Annotated in this window: 17 protein-coding genes; 11 read left to right on the top strand and 6 right to left on the bottom strand. The window is 68.7% G+C overall.

Annotation, left to right across the window (positions count from 1 at the left end; translation table 11 throughout):
* Positions 1–87 precede the first annotated feature (87 nt).
* Complete coding sequence (locus tag ACLBW1_RS18945) at positions 88–435, top strand: hypothetical protein (protein ID WP_447813338.1); 348 nt, start codon at positions 88–90, stop codon at positions 433–435.
* Positions 436–442: 7 nt separating this feature from the next.
* On the opposite strand, the gene ACLBW1_RS18950 is transcribed toward ACLBW1_RS18945, so the two are convergent.
* The 4 genes from ACLBW1_RS18950 to mptB form a co-directional block, all read right to left on the bottom strand.
* Positions 443–1,423: a COX15/CtaA family protein gene (locus ACLBW1_RS18950; RefSeq protein ID WP_447813623.1), complete on the bottom strand. Its 981-nt coding sequence runs from the start codon at positions 1,421–1,423 to the stop codon at positions 443–445.
* Between the two features lie 133 nt (positions 1,424–1,556).
* Positions 1,557–2,366, bottom strand: coding sequence for an ABC transporter permease (locus ACLBW1_RS18955; RefSeq protein ID WP_447813339.1), 810 nt, complete (start codon positions 2,364–2,366; stop codon positions 1,557–1,559).
* On the bottom strand, positions 2,363–3,298 hold the full coding sequence (locus tag ACLBW1_RS18960; protein WP_447813624.1) for an ABC transporter ATP-binding protein: 936 nt from the start codon (positions 3,296–3,298) through the stop codon (positions 2,363–2,365). Before ACLBW1_RS18960 ends, ACLBW1_RS18955 begins: the two co-directional genes overlap by 4 nt.
* Before the next feature lie 121 nt (positions 3,299–3,419).
* Positions 3,420–5,180: a polyprenol phosphomannose-dependent alpha 1,6 mannosyltransferase MptB gene (gene mptB / locus ACLBW1_RS18965; protein ID WP_447813625.1), complete on the bottom strand. Its 1,761-nt coding sequence runs from the start codon at positions 5,178–5,180 to the stop codon at positions 3,420–3,422.
* Between the two features lie 296 nt (positions 5,181–5,476).
* Here mptB and ACLBW1_RS18970 point away from each other — a divergent pair, with 296 nt between their 5' ends.
* The 10 genes from ACLBW1_RS18970 (at position 5,477) to ACLBW1_RS19015 (ending at position 13,758) form a co-directional block, all read left to right on the top strand.
* Complete coding sequence (locus tag ACLBW1_RS18970; protein ID WP_447813340.1) at positions 5,477–6,376, top strand: helix-turn-helix transcriptional regulator; 900 nt, start codon at positions 5,477–5,479, stop codon at positions 6,374–6,376.
* Positions 6,373–7,818 (top strand): Fe-S cluster assembly protein SufB, encoded by a 1,446-nt coding sequence (sufB, locus tag ACLBW1_RS18975; RefSeq protein ID WP_434217776.1) that lies wholly within the window; start codon positions 6,373–6,375, stop codon positions 7,816–7,818. The genes ACLBW1_RS18970 and sufB overlap by 4 nt, the downstream gene beginning before the upstream one ends.
* A gap of 71 nt (positions 7,819–7,889) precedes the next feature.
* Complete coding sequence (gene sufD, locus ACLBW1_RS18980; protein WP_447813626.1) at positions 7,890–9,026, top strand: Fe-S cluster assembly protein SufD; 1,137 nt, start codon at positions 7,890–7,892, stop codon at positions 9,024–9,026.
* Positions 9,027–9,093: 67 nt separating this feature from the next.
* The gene (sufC, locus tag ACLBW1_RS18985; RefSeq protein WP_447813341.1) at positions 9,094–9,867 is read left to right on the top strand and encodes a Fe-S cluster assembly ATPase SufC; all 774 of its coding nucleotides are present in this window, start codon (positions 9,094–9,096) and stop codon (positions 9,865–9,867) included.
* 29 nt (positions 9,868–9,896) lie between these two features.
* A complete protein-coding gene (locus ACLBW1_RS18990) occupies positions 9,897–11,192 on the top strand; it encodes a SufS family cysteine desulfurase (RefSeq protein ID WP_447813342.1) in 1,296 nt (431 codons plus the stop codon).
* Positions 11,189–11,650 (top strand): Fe-S cluster assembly sulfur transfer protein SufU, encoded by a 462-nt coding sequence (gene sufU, locus ACLBW1_RS18995; protein ID WP_447813343.1) that lies wholly within the window; start codon positions 11,189–11,191, stop codon positions 11,648–11,650. The genes ACLBW1_RS18990 and sufU overlap by 4 nt, the downstream gene beginning before the upstream one ends.
* Position 11,651: 1 nt before the next feature.
* The gene (locus ACLBW1_RS19000; protein WP_447813344.1) at positions 11,652–12,005 is read left to right on the top strand and encodes a metal-sulfur cluster assembly factor; all 354 of its coding nucleotides are present in this window, start codon (positions 11,652–11,654) and stop codon (positions 12,003–12,005) included.
* Between the two features lie 136 nt (positions 12,006–12,141).
* Positions 12,142–12,525 carry a DnaJ family domain-containing protein gene (locus ACLBW1_RS19005; RefSeq protein ID WP_447813345.1) on the top strand — a complete coding sequence of 128 codons (384 nt, stop codon included), beginning with the start codon at positions 12,142–12,144 and terminating at the stop codon, positions 12,523–12,525.
* Between the two features lie 46 nt (positions 12,526–12,571).
* On the top strand, positions 12,572–13,300 hold the full coding sequence (locus ACLBW1_RS19010; protein WP_447813346.1) for an SDR family NAD(P)-dependent oxidoreductase: 729 nt from the start codon (positions 12,572–12,574) through the stop codon (positions 13,298–13,300).
* Positions 13,297–13,758 carry a MarR family winged helix-turn-helix transcriptional regulator gene (locus ACLBW1_RS19015; protein ID WP_447813347.1) on the top strand — a complete coding sequence of 154 codons (462 nt, stop codon included), beginning with the start codon at positions 13,297–13,299 and terminating at the stop codon, positions 13,756–13,758. The genes ACLBW1_RS19010 and ACLBW1_RS19015 overlap by 4 nt, the downstream gene beginning before the upstream one ends.
* Here the strand turns inward: ACLBW1_RS19015 and ACLBW1_RS19020 are convergent, their stop codons facing one another.
* Together ACLBW1_RS19020 and ACLBW1_RS19025 are read right to left on the bottom strand one after the other, a co-directional pair.
* Complete coding sequence (locus tag ACLBW1_RS19020; RefSeq protein WP_447813348.1) at positions 13,759–14,904, bottom strand: lycopene cyclase family protein; 1,146 nt, start codon at positions 14,902–14,904, stop codon at positions 13,759–13,761.
* The gene (locus tag ACLBW1_RS19025; RefSeq protein WP_447813349.1) at positions 14,897–15,709 is read right to left on the bottom strand and encodes an SDR family oxidoreductase; all 813 of its coding nucleotides are present in this window, start codon (positions 15,707–15,709) and stop codon (positions 14,897–14,899) included. The genes ACLBW1_RS19020 and ACLBW1_RS19025 overlap by 8 nt, the downstream gene beginning before the upstream one ends.
* Positions 15,710–15,780 lie beyond the last annotated feature (71 nt).

Raw genomic sequence — 15,780 nt, forward strand, 5'->3', positions numbered from 1 at the left:
GTAGTTCTACCCGGCCGACCCGGCCCGCGGTCGCCGAGGCCGCGTCACCGCGACGTGACGGTTCGGCCGACAGATATGCTCATCGACATGGCCGAGGAGAAGACGACCGACGACACGACCACCAGCGAGCAGGCCGGCGGTGACGTCCGGATCGCGCGCGGGACGCTGGCCGCGGTGACGCGCTTCGTCCGGCGCAACGGCGGCAGCGCGAAAGCGGTCGTCGAGCCTATCGGCGCCGACGGCGTGCGGGTGCTGCTCGTGGGCGACAACGGCGTGATGGGCGATCAGGTGGTCGACGACGTCGTCACGGCGAACGCTCTGGTCGAACGGGTCGCGGGCCTCGAGGCCGCCGAATGGGACCGCGACCTCAGCTCGGTGGCGACCCCCCGCGACGGACACCACGCCAAGATGGCGGGCTGGGTAGCACGCACCTGAGCGCGGCTCAACTGTCGCCTGATCCGGTCCGCTCCAGCCCGACCCGCTCACGTCCCGTACGGTCGGCGCCGCTCGTCGCGGCGGCGACCTCCTCGACCCGCAGGCGTGGGCGCATCGACACCCACAGTGCTGCGGTGGCCGCGACGCACGCGCCGGCTCCCGCCACGTGGGCGACGACGAGTGCCTCGGGGATCCCGGTCACGTACTGGGTGAACCCGATGCCGGCCTGCACCACGATCAGCCCGACCACCACGTAGAGGCGGTTACGCACCCGAGCCGGTGCGCCCACGGCGGCCAGACCGAATCCCAGGGCCACGATGAGTGCGAGGTAGGCGACCATCACCTCGGCATGGAAGTGCACGAGTGAGGTGATCGCGATCTCCAGGCGCGGTACCGGCTTCTCGATGCTCGCGTCCCCGGCGTGCGGACCGGCGCCGGTCACCATCGTGCCGGCGACCAGCAGCAGTCCCAGGACGGCCGCGCTGAGCACGGTCAGCGCGCGCAGTGGTTGGGGAACCACGGAGATCGCCTCGGTGTCGTCGGGTTCGCGCACCTTCTCGAGGAGGAGGACCGAGAGCCACACCATCGCCATCGACACCAGCAGATGGATCGCGACGGTCCACCAGAGCAACCCGGTGAGCACGGTGAGTCCACCGATGACGGCCTGGGCGACGGTCGACAGCGGCATCAGCCAGGCGTAGACCTTCACCTCACGCCGACGCCGCGCGCGGGTGACCGCGATGACGATCAGTGCTGCGGTGGCCACGACGGCGAAGGTGAGCAACCGGTTGCCGAACTCGACGGCCTGATGAAACCCCGCGACGTTGGTGTGCGGCGCCGGGGTGAAGCTCCCCGGGAAGCACTGCGGCCAGGTCGGGCAGCCGAGACCGGAAGCGGTGACACGCACCACCGAGCCGGTGACGGCGATACCCGCCTGGGTGATGAGGACCGCGATGGCGACCCCGATCTGCGCACGCCGAGAGGGCATGGGGAGGAGGTCGACCAGCCGGACGAAACCGCGATAGAGCACGACTCGATCGTATAGAACGGGCCGGTCGGAACGGCAATCCTGCGATGTCGTCTCGGCCACCCCCGCGTCAGCGGGCCACGAACCGGTCGGGTCAGGTGAAGCGGAACCACCGGACGGCGGCGATGCCGGCGACCACGCCCCACGCGATGAGCACACCGAGCCCGACGTAGTCGACCGAGTGCCGGGTGGCCTGGTGCAGGGCCTCGCTGAGTGCGCCGGAGGGGATGGCACGGGCGATCCACCGCACGGCCTCCGGGACACCGTCGCCGACGACCACGAGGCTGCCGACGCCGATGAAGACGAACCAGACGATGTTGGCCAGTGCGAGCACGATCTCGGCGCGCAGGGTGCCGCCGAGCAGCAGGCCGAGCGCGGAGAAGGTCATGGTGCCGATCGCGATGGCGACGGCGCCGAGCAGCAGGCCGGGGGCGGTGACGTCCCACCCGAAGGCGAACCCGATGATCCCCAACACGATGGCCTGCAGGACGACCACGATCGCGACGGCGATGGATTTGCCGACGATGACGCCCCATCGCGGCAGCGGTGTCGCACCCAACCGTTTCAGCGCGCCGTAGCGGCGATCGAAACCGACGGCGATGGCCTGACCGGTGAACGCGGTCGACATCACCGCCACGGTCATGATCGCGGGCACGAAGCGGTCGGCACGGCTCTCGGCGAAGGTGCCGATGGGCAGCAGACACAGCCCGATCAGCAACGTGACCGGGATGAACAGGGTCAACAGCAACTGTTCGCCGTTGCGCAGCAACAGGATGAGCTCGATCCGCGACTGCGCGGCGACCATCCGTGCGATCGGCGCCGGCCGGGGGTCGGGGGTGAACTGGCCTGGTTCGAATCGACCCGATGTCGCGTTGCGACCTGTGGCGCCCTCGGTGCGGGTCATCCGCGCAATTCCCGTCCGGTGAGGTCGAGGAAGACGTCCTCGAGGCTGCGGGTCTCGACACGCAGGTCGGTGGCGAGCACATTGATCTTCGCGCACCAGCTGGTCACGGCGACCATCACCTGCGGGGTGACCTCACCCGCCACGAGGTAGGTGCCGGGATTGACCTCCGAGACGCGGTATCCCTCGGCCAGGATCGACTCGAGCAGACTCAAGTCGAGTCCGCGGGGTGCCCGGAACCGCAGTTCGTTCTCCGCACCCCGGCTGGTCACCTCCGCGGGCGTGCCGTGCGCGACGACCTCGCCGCGGTCGATGATCACGAGGTCGTCGGCGAGCTGTTCGGCCTCGTCCATGAGGTGCGTGGTGAGCAGCACCGAGACGCCGTCCTTCCGCAGACGATCGATCAACTCCCACACCAGGATCCGTGCGGCGGCGTCGAGCCCGGCGGTCGGCTCGTCGAGGAACACCAGTTCCGGGCGGCCCACGAGCGCGCAGGCGAGCGCGAGCCGTTGTTGCTGGCCACCCGACAGGCGCCGGTAGGGGGTGCGCTGGGCGTCGACGAGTCCGAGCGTGCGCATCAACCAGTCCGGGTCGATGGGGTTGGCCGAGTACGCCGCGCACAACCGCAACATCTCGCCCGCCCGGGCGCCCGGATAGGCGCCGCCGCCCTGCAACATGACGCCGATCCGGGTACGAAGGCGGTCGTTGTCGACGACGGGGTCGAGTCCGAGGACGCGCACCTCGCCGGAGTCGGCCACGCCGAACCCCTCGCAGATCTCGACCGTGGTGGTCTTGCCGGCGCCGTTGGGGCCCAGGAGCGCGAGAACCTGCCCACGATGGAGTTCGAGGTCGAGCCCGTTGACCGCGGTGACGTCGCCGTACCGCTTGATCAGGCCCCGGACCTGCAGAGCCGGCGCGTCGCCACCGGAACCGATACCGGAGAGCCCCGAGGACGGGGCGACCGGGGGACGGGACGGACTCTTCACAGGGCCAACACTATTCGTCGGCCACCCGCAGCCGCCAAACGGACTCGCGAGGGTGGTCGCCCGGTCTGGCTCAGGAGACGCGCTCGGCTGTCGGTGCCGACGCCTGGGCGCCGTCGTCGGGGGTCTCGCCGTCGGGGGTGTCGTCCGGGGCCGATGGGCCGACCGGTGACCGCGACGGTCGCTCGTCGCGCCGTCGTCGTTGCCACGGCATCTTCTCGAAGAACAACGCCGTGAGAACCGCCGTCAGCAGCACCGACGCGATGATCGCCTCGGCGAGCTGGAACCCGCGCGTCCCCGCGCCGGTGGGCAGCACGACGACCGCGATGACGGCCGACACCGCGATGGCGGCGATGCGGAACCAACGACCCGTCGCCCACGCCGCGAGCGGGATGATCGCCCACAGCAGGTACCAGGCCTGCACGAACGGGAAGAACAGCACGAAGGTCGCCATGGCGATGCCGAGGGCACCGAGGGGATGGAGCCGACCGGCGAGTGCGGCCAGCAACCATCGGACGATGAACAGGCCGGCGATGAGCTGACCGACCGGCCGTGCGACGTCGAGCATCGCCTGGGTGTGGTCGCCGAGCCCGAGCACCACACCGACCCGGCCGCCGGTCACCGACAGCAGCGTGGGCATCGACATCCACGAACGCACCACGTCGCCGGTGCTCAACGTCGACGTCCACCCGAACCCGAGTCCGGTGCCCAGACAGATCGACACCACGACGGCGACGAGGATCGACGCGAGGACGCCGGCGGAGGCGGCCAGTGCCCAGAACGACCGGCGCGAGCGTTCCCACCACTGCGCGCGCGGTGCGTGCCGCAGGGCGGGCAGGGTCGCGCCCCAGCGACGGGCGAGGGCGATGCCGACGAAACCGAACGCGAGCATCGAGGAGATCTTGACCATCGACGAGGCGGCCATGGTCGCCGCACCGGCGATGAGCAGCCAGCCGGTGGCCGACGGCATCAGCGTCCCGACGCGTCGGAGTCGGTGCGGACTGTCGATCGCGCGGAAGCACAGCTCGATGCCGGCCAACATGAGGCCGAGCATCAGGGCCTCGTTGTGGATGCCGCCGACCAGATGGAGGATCAGCAGCGGGTTCATGGCGCCCAGCCACAGGGCGGCGACCGGCGACACCCCGCACCGTCGGGCGAGGCGGGGCAGCGCCCACACGATCAGCGCGACACCGACCAGGGCGATGATGCGGTGCCCGAGGATGGCTGCGGACAGGTTGTCGCCGACGATGCCGGTGATCCCCTTGCCCAACCAGAGGAACAGCGGTCCGTACGGCGCGGGGGTGTCGCGCCAGAGGTTCGGTACCGACCGCGTCAGCACGTCACCGACCCCCAACCCGCGGACGGGACTCACCACGTACGGGTCCATCCCGCGGTAGGCGATCGCACTCTGGGCGAGGTAGGAGTAGATGTCCTTGCTGAGCATCGGCGGCGCCAGCACGATCGGGGCGATCCACACCAGCAGGGTGCGATCGGCCTGTCGACGGGTCATACGGCGTCGGGGAGCGGTGCCGCCCATCACCTCGACGGAGAGCCGACCGACCGCGAAGCGACCCAGCATCAGCCAGGCCAGCACGAGGACGATGGTGCCGCCGATGGACAGGGTCAGCGCGGTGGTCCACATCCGCGACGGCAGCGACAGCAGACGCATGCCGGCGATCGGGTTCTGCAGGACGGGCACGGCACCGGTGCCCAGCGAGCCGACGAGGATCAGGATGGATCCGACGGCACCGAACAACCGGATCCGCAGGAGGGTGCGACTCTCGACGGGGTCGAGACCACCCACCTCGGGTTCGGCGCCGTGCAGGCGGGCCATCGTGACGCCGTAGTCGCCGGTGGTGTCCCGATCGGGTGGCGCGGCCTTCGCGGCACGGCGCAGCCCGAGGTAGCCCGTCACCGAGCGCCATCGCTGCGCTGCGGTCGCCGCGACACGTTCGCGGCGGGTCGCAGCGGTGCCGTCGGGCGGCGACTGCGGTGTGGGATCGGGCACAGCTGCAGACTCTATCGGGCTTTGCCGGAGGTCTCCGAAAGCTCGAATGCTGCAGTGTTCGACGCAGGTGGGGGCCATGGCCGGTCCGCGGTCAAACGACTCCGCGGCGGGCAAGGTCACCCTTGCTGGCGTGCTGCCGGCAATTAGGTGACACTTGTGTTGTGAAAACCACCGGGACCGCTGTCCCAGCACGCGACGACGAGGGGCACACGTCTGCCTCCACGCCGTCGGTCGCCGTGCGCGACGGTGGTCCGGTGTCGGTCGGCTCCGAGGGCCAGACCCGCACCGCGGTGGTGACCCTGCTGGTGCAGCGTGGTCCGGCGACGGCGGGGGAGATCGGCGACGAACTCGGCATGAGCGCGGCCGGAGTGCGGCGCCACCTCGACGCCCTCATCGCCGCGGGCGAGGTCCGGGCCACCACCGGCTCGGGGCGCCACGTCACACGCGGCCGAGGGCGTCCGGCCAAACAGTTCCAGCTGACCGCGCACGGTCGCGGGAAACTGCATCACTCCTACGACGACCTCGCCGGAGCGGCCATGCGGCGTCTCCGCGACCTCGGCGGCGACGACGCGGTCCGCGATTTCGCCGATGACCGGATCGACGCCATCCTCACCGGTGTCGAGATGGCCACCGACGCCGGTGACGACCCCGCCGATCCCGATGCGGTGATCGAGACCGCCGAGCGGATAGCCTCGGCGCTGACCGAGGCTGGCTTCTCGGCGAACACACGTCGCGTCGGTGCGGGTGTGCAGATCTGCCAGCACCACTGCCCGGTGGCGCATGTCGCCGCCGAGTTCCCCGAGCTCTGCGAGGCGGAGACCGCCCGCTTCACGCAACTGCTCGGAACGCATGTGCAGCGTCTGGCGACGATCGCCAACGGCGACTGCGCGTGCACCACCCACGTCCCGCTGGCGACGAACACCGACCACCGGACCGACAACCCGCCTCAGACCACCGCCCCGAGCCGGACCGACGCACAGCTCGCGTCGGCCACCGGCATCAACCGAGAGGACTCTCGATGACAGTCACCGATCCCCGCACGCCGGTCGCCCCGGCTCTGACGCAGGAAGAGACGATCGACTCGCTCGGCACCTACGGGTACGGCTGGTCGGACTCCGATGTCGCCGGTGCCAGCGCGCAGCGCGGCATCAACCCGGCGGTCGTCACCGACATCTCGGCGAAGAAGAGCGAACCCGAGTGGATGCTCGCGGCCCGCCTCAAGGCGCTGCAGACCTTCGAGCGCAAGCCGATGCCGAACTGGGGCAGCGACCTCGACGGCATCGACTTCGACAACATCAAATACTTCGTGCGGTCCAGCGAGAAGCAGGCCGCGACGTGGGACGACCTGCCCGCCGACATCAAGAACACCTACGACAAGCTCGGCATCCCCGAGGCGGAGAAGCAGCGGCTGGTCTCCGGTGTCGCCGCGCAGTACGAGTCCGAGGTCGTCTACCACTCGATCCGCGAGGACCTCGAGCAGCAGGGCGTGATCTTCCTCGACACCGACACCGCGCTCAAGGAGCACCCGGAGATCTTCCGCGAGTACTTCGGCTCGGTGATCCCCGCGGGTGACAACAAGTTCTCCGCGCTGAACACCGCCGTGTGGTCGGGTGGCTCGTTCATCTACGTGCCCAAGGGCGTCCACGTGGACATCCCGCTGCAGGCGTACTTCCGCATCAACACCGAGAACATGGGCCAGTTCGAGCGGACGCTGATCATCGTCGACGAGGACGCCTACGTGCACTACGTCGAGGGTTGTACCGCGCCGATCTACAAGACCGACTCGCTGCACTCCGCGGTCGTGGAGATCATCGTGAAGAAGGGTGGTCGGTGCCGGTACACGACCATCCAGAACTGGTCAAACAACGTCTACAACCTGGTGACCAAGCGCGCGAAGGCCGAGGCCGGCGCCACCATGGAGTGGGTCGACGGCAACATCGGTTCCAAGGTCACCATGAAGTACCCGGCCGTGTGGATGACCGGTGAGCACGCCAAGGGCGAGGTGCTCTCGGTGGCGTTCGCCGGACCCGGCCAGCATCAGGACACCGGCTCGAAGATGGTGCACCTCGCACCGAACACCTCGAGCAACATCGTGTCGAAGTCGGTCGCCCGTGGCGGCGGTCGCGCGTCGTACCGCGGTCTGGTGCAGATCAACAAGGGTGCCCACGGCAGCCGTTCGACGGTGAAGTGCGACGCACTGCTCGTCGACACGATCAGCCGCAGCGACACCTACCCCTACGTCGACATCCGCGAGGACGACGTGACGATGGGCCACGAGGCGACCGTGTCGAAGGTCAGCGACGACCAGCTGTTCTACCTGATGAGCCGCGGCATGACCGAGGACGAGGCCATGGCCATGGTGGTGCGCGGGTTCGTCGAGCCGATCGCGAAGGAACTCCCCATGGAGTACGCGCTCGAGCTCAACCGGCTCATCGAGCTCCAGATGGAAGGATCTGTCGGTTGAGTCAGGCACAGACCCCCGGCGGTGTCGTCGCCGCCGTCCGCGGCGAGAACCCGACGGGCGCCGCACACCCGGTGACCAACAAGGGCGAGCTGTTCACGTCGTTCGACGTCGACGCCTTCGAGGTGCCCGGTTCGCGTGACGAGGCGTGGCGGTTCACCCCGTTCCGTCGCCTGCGCGGTCTGCACACCGGTGCCGCGGTCGCGACCGGCACGGCCACGATCACCGTCGACGGCGTCGCCGACGGCGTGACCGTCGACACCGTCGACCGCGCCGACGAGCGGCTCGGTCAGGGCGGGGTGCCGTTCGACCGCGTCGCCGCCCAGGCGTACACGTCGTTCGACACCGCGACCGTCGTCACCGTGGGCAAGGACACCGAACTCGACGACCCGATCACGGTGACCATCACCGGACCGGGTGTCGACGAGGTCGCCTTCGGCCACCTCCAGGTGCGTGTCGAGCGTTTCGCCCGCGCCGTGGTCGTCATCGACCAGAACGGCAGCGGTACCTACGCCGAGAACATCGAGTTCGTGGTCGCAGACGGTGCGCACCTGACCGTGGTCAACCTCCACGACTGGGCCGACGACACCGTGCATGTGGCCGCCCACCACATCCGGCTGGGCCGCGACGCGACCATCCGGCACTTCGCCATCAGCCTCGGCGGCGATCTGGTGCGTCTGTCACCGCTGGTGCACTACGACGGTCCCGGCGGCAACGCCGAACTGTGGGGTCTGTACTTCGCCGACGCCGGGCAGCACCTGGAGCAACGTCTACTGGTCGACCACTCGCAGCCCCATTGCACGTCACACGTGGTCTACAAGGGTGCGTTGCAGGGCGATGCCACAGATCGCGCCCGTGAGGCGCGCACGGTGTGGATCGGCGACGTGCTGATCCGTGCCGCCGCCGAGGGCACCGAGACCTTCGAGGTCAACCGCAACCTGTTGCTCACCGACGGCGCCCGTGCCGACTCGGTCCCCAACCTCGAGATCGAGACCGGCGAGATCGTCGGTGCGGGACACGCCAGTGCCACCGGACGTTTCGACGACGAGCAGCTGTTCTACCTGCAGGCCCGGGGTATCCCCGAGGACCAGGCCCGACGGCTCGTGGTCCGCGGCTTCTTCGGCGAGATCATCGCGAAGATCGGCGTCCCCGAGATCCGCGAACGGCTCGAGAACGCCGTCGAGGCCGAACTGCAGATCGCCGGTGCGTGACAGGCATCAGGCCTGACGCCGCGCACACACGACTCATCACCACATCACCCAGAGGAACCTGATCACCGTGGCAACACTCGAAATCCGCGACCTGCACGTCGATGTCGCATCCAACGACTCCGACGCCGAATCCATCCACATCCTCAAGGGTGTCGATCTCACGATCTCGTCGGGCCAGACCCACGCGATCATGGGCCCCAACGGATCGGGTAAGTCGACGCTGTCCTACGCGATCGCCGGCCATCCCAAGTACGAGGTGACCCAGGGATCGATCACCCTCGACGGCGAGGACGTGCTGGCCATGACGGTCGACGAGCGCGCCCGGGCAGGGCTGTTCCTCGCCATGCAGTACCCGGTCGAGGTGCCCGGTGTCTCGATGTCGAACTTCCTGCGTACCGCGGCGACCGCGGTACGCGGCGAGGCGCCCAAGCTGCGGCACTGGGTCAAAGAGGTCAAGGAGTCGCTCGGCGAACTCGAGATCGATCCGTCGTTCATCGAGCGGTCGGTCAACGAGGGGTTCTCCGGTGGCGAGAAGAAGCGCCACGAGATCCTGCAGCTGGGCATGCTGAAGCCCAAGATCGCGATCCTCGACGAGACCGACTCCGGTCTCGACGTCGATGCGCTGCGCGTGGTGTCGGCCGGCGTCAACAACTACCGCGAGCGCGAGAACGGTGGCGTGCTGCTGATCACCCACTACACACGCATCCTGCGGTACATCAAGCCCGAGTTCGTCCACGTGTTCGTCGCGGGCAAGGTCGTCGAGTCCGGCGGACCCGAGCTGGCCGACGAGCTCGAGGAGAACGGCTACGTGAAGTTCGCCTCCGCACCCGCGCAGGCCTGATCCACCGCGAACCCACGGAGGTCATCGACGTGACGAGCACGGTCTCGACCGACACCCGCTCCACCCCACTCGACGTGGCGGCACTGCGCGCGGACTTCCCGATCCTCGGACGGACCGTCCGTGATTCGAAGCCGCTGGTGTACCTCGATTCCGGTGCGACATCGCAGCGGCCGGTGCAGGTGCTCGACGCCGAACGCGACTTCCTGGTGACGTGCAACGCCGCGGTGCATCGCGGCGCTCATCAGCTCGCCGAGGAGGCCACCGACGCCTACGAGGACGCCCGCGCGATCATCGCCGAGTTCGTGGGTGCGCAGGTCGACGAGATCGTGTTCACGAAGAACGCGACCGAGTCGATCAACCTCGTCGCCCACACACTCGGCGACGACCGTTCGGGTGCGGTCTTCGGTGGCAAGCCGCTCGGGCCGGGCGACACGATCGTCGTCACCGAACTCGAACACCACGCCAATCTCGTTCCGTGGCAGGAACTCTGTCGGCGGACCGGTGCCACCCTGCGGTGGTACGGCGTGACCGAAGACGGTCGCATCGATCTGGATTCGCTCGACCTCGACGCCTCGGTGAAGGTGCTGGCGTTCACCCATCAGTCCAACGTGACCGGCGCCGTCGCCGACGTCGACGAGATGGTCCGACGGGCACGTGCCGTCGGTGCGCTCGTCGTGCTCGACGCCTGCCAGTCGGTGCCGCACATGCCGGTGGATTTCGCTGCCTCCGACGTCGATTTCGCCGCCTTCTCCGGACACAAGATGTTCGGCCCGTCGGGGGTCGGCGTGCTGTACGGCAAAGCGTCTCTGCTGGAACAGCTCCCGCCGTTCATCACCGGCGGTTCGATGATCGAGACGGTGTCGATGAAGGTGTCGACCTACGCCGCCCCGCCCCAGCGTTTCGAGGCCGGCGTGCCGATGACCTCGCAGGTCGTCGGACTCGGCGCTGCCGTCCGCTACCTGCAGACGATCGGCATGGGTGCGATCGCCGCGCACGAGCATCTGCTCGTCAAGCACACCCTCGATCGGCTCGCGTCGCTCGACGGCGTCCGCGTCATCGGCCCGACCACGATGGACCGACGTGGAGGAGCGGTGGCGTTCGTGGTCGACGGCATCCACGCCCACGACCTCGGACAGGTTCTCGACGACGAAGGTGTCGCGATCCGGGTCGGTCATCACTGCGCATGGCCGCTGCACAAGCGTTTCGGTGTGGCCGCGACGGCGCGCGCCTCGTTCGCGGCCTACAACACCCTCACCGAGGTCGATGCACTCGCGGAAGCGATCGTGACCGCCCGGCGATTCTTCGGGGTGGAGGCGTCGGCATGAGAATGGAACAGATGTACCAGGAGGTGATCCTGGACCACTACAAGCACCCGCACGGCCGCGGCCTACGCGAGCCGTTCGGCACCGAGGTGCACCACGTGAACCCCACGTGTGGCGACGAGATCACGCTGCGGGTCTCGCTGTCCGACGACACCGCAACCGTCGCCGACATCTCCTACGACGGGCAGGGATGCTCCATCTCGCAGGCCGCGACATCGGTGCTCTACGACCAGGTGGTCGGCATGAGCGTCGACGAGGCGCTCGACACCGTCGCATCGTTCAACGACATGATGACCTCACGAGGCAAGTCCGACGGCGACGAGGACGTGATCGGTGACGGCATAGCCTTCGCCGGTGTGAGCAAATACCCCGCGCGAGTGAAGTGCGCGCTGCTCGGCTGGATGGCTTTCAAAGATGCACTCGCGCAAACGCTTGCCCGGCAGTCCGCAGAAAGGAACTGACATGAGTGACACCCAGACCCCCGCCGAGGTGACCACCTCGCTGCCGAGCATCGACGACGTCGAGGAGGCCATGCGCGACGTGGTCGACCCCGAACTCGGTATCAACGTCGTCGATCTGGGCCTGGTCTACGGCATCGACGTCGACGCCGACGCGAAGGCCAAGATCGACATGACCCTCACCTCGGCGGCATGCCCCCTCACCGACGTGATCGAGGACCAGTCGCGCGCCGCGGTCGTCAGCAGCGGCCTGTGCACCGAGTTGGAGATCAACTGGGTGTGGCTGCCGCCGTGGGGACCGGACAAGATCACCGACGACGGTCGCGAGCAGTTGCGGGCGCTCGGCTTCACCGTCTGACCCTCCACGATCGGCGTTGGATCCTCACACCGGTCTCGAGCGGCCGACCGGCCCCCACGAGGCCCCGGACGCGGATGCGACGTCGGGCCTCGACGAGCGGCGGGCGCGCAGACGTCGGCGGTGGCACCGCCCACCGGTGGCGGAATCACGTGTCGACCGTCTGATACGCGAGGCCTCGGAACGAGGCGACTTCGACGACCTGCCCGGACTGGGACAGCCGCTGGATCTGGGCGGTCTGGACGACCCCGACTGGTGGGTGAAGAAGAAGATCCGCGACGAGGGGCTGGACTCCTCTGCGCTGCTGCCCCCCACCCTGCAGTTGCGGCGCGAACGCGAGCAGTACCCGGAGTCGTTGCGCGACATCCACAGCGAGGACGCCGTCCGCAGCATCCTCACCGACTTCAACCGCCGCGTGAAGCGGGAGCGGCTGGCGCCGTCACTGGGCCCGGCGTCACGGATCGTGGTGGCCACCATCGATGTCGACGAGATGGTGACGCGGTGGCGAGCGTTGACGCGGTAGATGTCCCGGTGGCGGACAGTTAGTTGTAGTGATAACAATGATTGCTGTGACTACAACGAATTTGCGCGCACGTGCCGGTGGTCGCACCCTCGATCGCATCCTGGTGATAGGAGCATCACGCGGCCTGGGTCTGGCACTGGCCGACGAATGGTCCCGACTCGGCAGGCAGGTGGTCGCCACCGTGCGCGGTGGGGGTCGTACCCCGTTGCACGACCTCGCCGGCCGCGACGACCGGGCGATCGAGATCGAGACCGTCGACATCACCGCGCCCGATGAGATCCGCGCACTGCACGATCGGCTCGGGGGACGGACGTTCGACCTCGTCTTCATCAATGCGGGCGTCACGAACTCCCCCGAGGGGACGGTCGCCGAGACGACCGACGAGGAGTTCGCGCGCGTGATGATCACGAACGCACTGAGTCCATTGCGCGTCGTGGAGACACTGGCCGACCTGGTGGAACCCGACGGGACCATCGGGATCATGTCTTCGGGGCAGGGGAGTGTCGCGAACAACGTCAACGGCGGCCACGAGGTGTATCGCGGCAGCAAGGCCGCGTTGAACACGTTCATGCGCAGCTATGCGGCCCGCAACGTCGACGACAAACGATCACTGGTCTTGATGGCCCCGGGGTGGGTGCAGACCGACCTCGGCGGCAGCGACGCCAGGCTGACGATCGCCGACAGCATCCCCAACGTCGCGCAGACCATCGATGCCCTCGCCGGGACGCCCGGCCTGCGTTACGTCGACTACCTGGGCCGGACCGTTCCGTGGTGAACGACGACATCGTCGGCGGCGCGCGGGTGTGGTCGCTGATGTACAGCTACGTCGAGGCGCAGAACCGTCGTGCCGAACTCGCCGACGCGCTCGGCTTCCGGCTCGGGGGTGGCCGCGGCAAGGTGCTGTTCAGTCTGCGCGAGCGACCCATGACGCTGCGTGAACTCGCCGAGGCGAACAACGTCGACGCCCCCTATACGACGCTGATCGTCGACAAATTGGAGCGCCACGGACTCGTCGAGCGACGCCCGCATCCCGACGACAGACGTCGGAAACTCGTCACCCTCACCGACACCGGATGGCACGCCATCGCGACAGCAGACACGGTTCTCTCGCGTCCACCCGCCTCGGTGTCGACACTGTCCGACGACGAACTCGCCCACCTCGCAACCCTTCTCAGCAGGCTCCTCGACGCCGAGCGGGCATCCGCAGTCGATGACACCGCCACCGACGACTAGTCACCATCGGGGGAGTGCGGTGGCCCCCCGCGCGACACGCAGCCCCAGTCGCGGGCGCGCGAACCACGCCATGGTCATCATCGCCGCCATCACCCCGGACATGTCGTCGCGCCCGCTGAGATAGGCGTGCTGGCGCTCGGGGGGCATCGCGAAGAACGCGTCGAAGAACGCGACCGTCGAGGGACCGTCGAGTTGCAGCAGCGAGTTCAGACCCCTGCGGCGCAGGGCGTGTACGCCACGTGCACCGGTGGGCCACAGCGCCCGACTCACCTCACGGCCGCTCACCAGCGCCTCGACGACCGTGTCGGTCCACCGCAGGGACGTCGCGACGCTGTAGCCCGTCGCGGGATGCATCAGCCCGCCCGCCGCACCGTGGGTGGCGGGACGGTGTTCCCACGGTCGTGGCCCGCCCGCGGTGAGGGCGAAATGCACGCGCTCGATGGAGTCGTCGGTCTCGTGTGCGGCGACGTCGACACCGGAGTCGGCCAGTCGGCGGTGCAGCCGCGAACGTAGTTCGCCGACCCCGATCGCCGGGTCGCCGGCCAGGCAGGTCTCCTCCACCAGGACTCGACCGGCCGAGACCGGCACGACGTAGAGGAAGCTGGGTTGCTCACCGGCCCAACCGTTCTCCGACCGCCAGTCCATCAACACCGCGTGTTCTCCGTCGAGCAGCGGTGCGGCCGCGGCGGCGGGCAGGAACACACCGTAGGCGGTCTGTGCGGGCCCCGTGGTCGACATCGCGCCGCGGGCGTCCACCACCGTGCCCGCGGTCACCTCGGATCCGTCGACGAGCTCCACGCGGTCGGCGGCGATGCGAACGGCGGTCCCGGTCACCACGGTGACGTGATCGAGCGTCAGGGTGTGGGCGAAGGTCTCCGAGAGCACCGAGTAGCCGCGGTCGATGCGGTGTCGGCGAGGGGAGTACACCGAGATCGACGGCACGGCGTGCTCGACCGCACCCGGGGCGAGCCAGGTGGGCAGTTCGTCGGTCCACGCCGAATACGTCGCCCGCCACGGCTTGTGCGGTGCACGATCGATCAACGCGACGTCGAGACCGGCGCTCGCGGCCCGATGGGCGAGGGCGCGTCCGGCGGGACCGGCGCCGACGACGGCGAGATCGTGTCGGCGACCCTGGGTGTCAGCCACCTGCGGCCAACATGCCTCCGTCGATCCGGATCGTCTCGCCGGTGATCCAGCTCGACTCGTCCCCGACGAGGAAAGCCGCGAGTGTCGCCACATCCTGTGGGATGCCGAGTCGCCGCAGGGGGTAGCGCGACGCGACCGCCTCCTCGTCGGCGGCGTAGAGGGCCTCGGCGAACCTGGTCTTCACGACACTGGGGGCGATGGCGTTGACGCGGATGCCCGGACCGAGTTCGGCGGCGAGTTCCTCGGTGAGCCTGATCACCGCGGCCTTCGACGCGCCGTAGGCGGCGATGACGCCGGTCGATCGCAGGCCCGCGGTGCTGGCGATGTTGACGATCGCACCACCGTGTTCGCCCATCCCGGCCCGGTGGCACTCCTGGATGTAGCCGAGCATCGCGACGACGTTCACGTCGAAGATCTTGCGGACGGCGTCGAGATCGGCGTCCATCAGTGCGCCGTACACAGGGTTGATGCCGGTGTTGTTGACGAGGATGTCGACGGTCCCGGTGTGCGCTGCGGCCGCGGCCACCGCCGATGCGCGGTCGTCCGCCGATCCGGAATTGCCGACCGAGACGGTCACCGTGGCGCCGGGCACCTCGGCCCGTATCGACTCGGCTGCGGCATCGAGCGCGTCGACCTTACGGGCGGTGATGGTGACCGACGCGCCGCGTCGTGCGAGCTCGGCGGCGATCGACAAGCCGATACCCCGGCTCGCTCCTGTCACCAGCGCGGACCTGCCGGTGAGCGCAGGCCCACCGGAGGGCGCCGCGGTGTCGGTCTGGGAGCTGGGAGGTGTTGATCCGGTCACATCGGCCACCGTAGTCGAGCCTGTGAGCACCCACCCGCGGCGACGGTGGGAAAAGACCTGCGCAAACCCGC

This window comes from Williamsia sp. M5A3_1d (genome assembly GCF_053345315.1).

Bases quoted from the DNA above. Each gene is read 5' to 3' on its own strand.
- ACLBW1_RS19000 (WP_447813344.1), top strand. From the start codon at position 11,652: ATGAGTGACACCCAGACCCCCGCCGAGGTGACCACCTCGCTGCCGAGC.
- sufU (WP_447813343.1), top strand. From the start codon at position 11,189: ATGAGAATGGAACAGATGTACCAGGAGGTGATCCTGGACCACTACAAG.
- ACLBW1_RS18955 (WP_447813339.1), bottom strand. From the start codon at position 2,366: ATGACCCGCACCGAGGGCGCCACAGGTCGCAACGCGACATCGGGTCGA.
- ACLBW1_RS18950 (WP_447813623.1), bottom strand. From the start codon at position 1,423: ATGCCCTCTCGGCGTGCGCAGATCGGGGTCGCCATCGCGGTCCTCATC.
- ACLBW1_RS18945 (WP_447813338.1), top strand. From the start codon at position 88: ATGGCCGAGGAGAAGACGACCGACGACACGACCACCAGCGAGCAGGCC.
- sufB (WP_434217776.1), top strand. From the start codon at position 6,373: ATGACAGTCACCGATCCCCGCACGCCGGTCGCCCCGGCTCTGACGCAG.
- mptB (WP_447813625.1), bottom strand. From the start codon at position 5,180: ATGGCCCGCCTGCACGGCGCCGAACCCGAGGTGGGTGGTCTCGACCCC.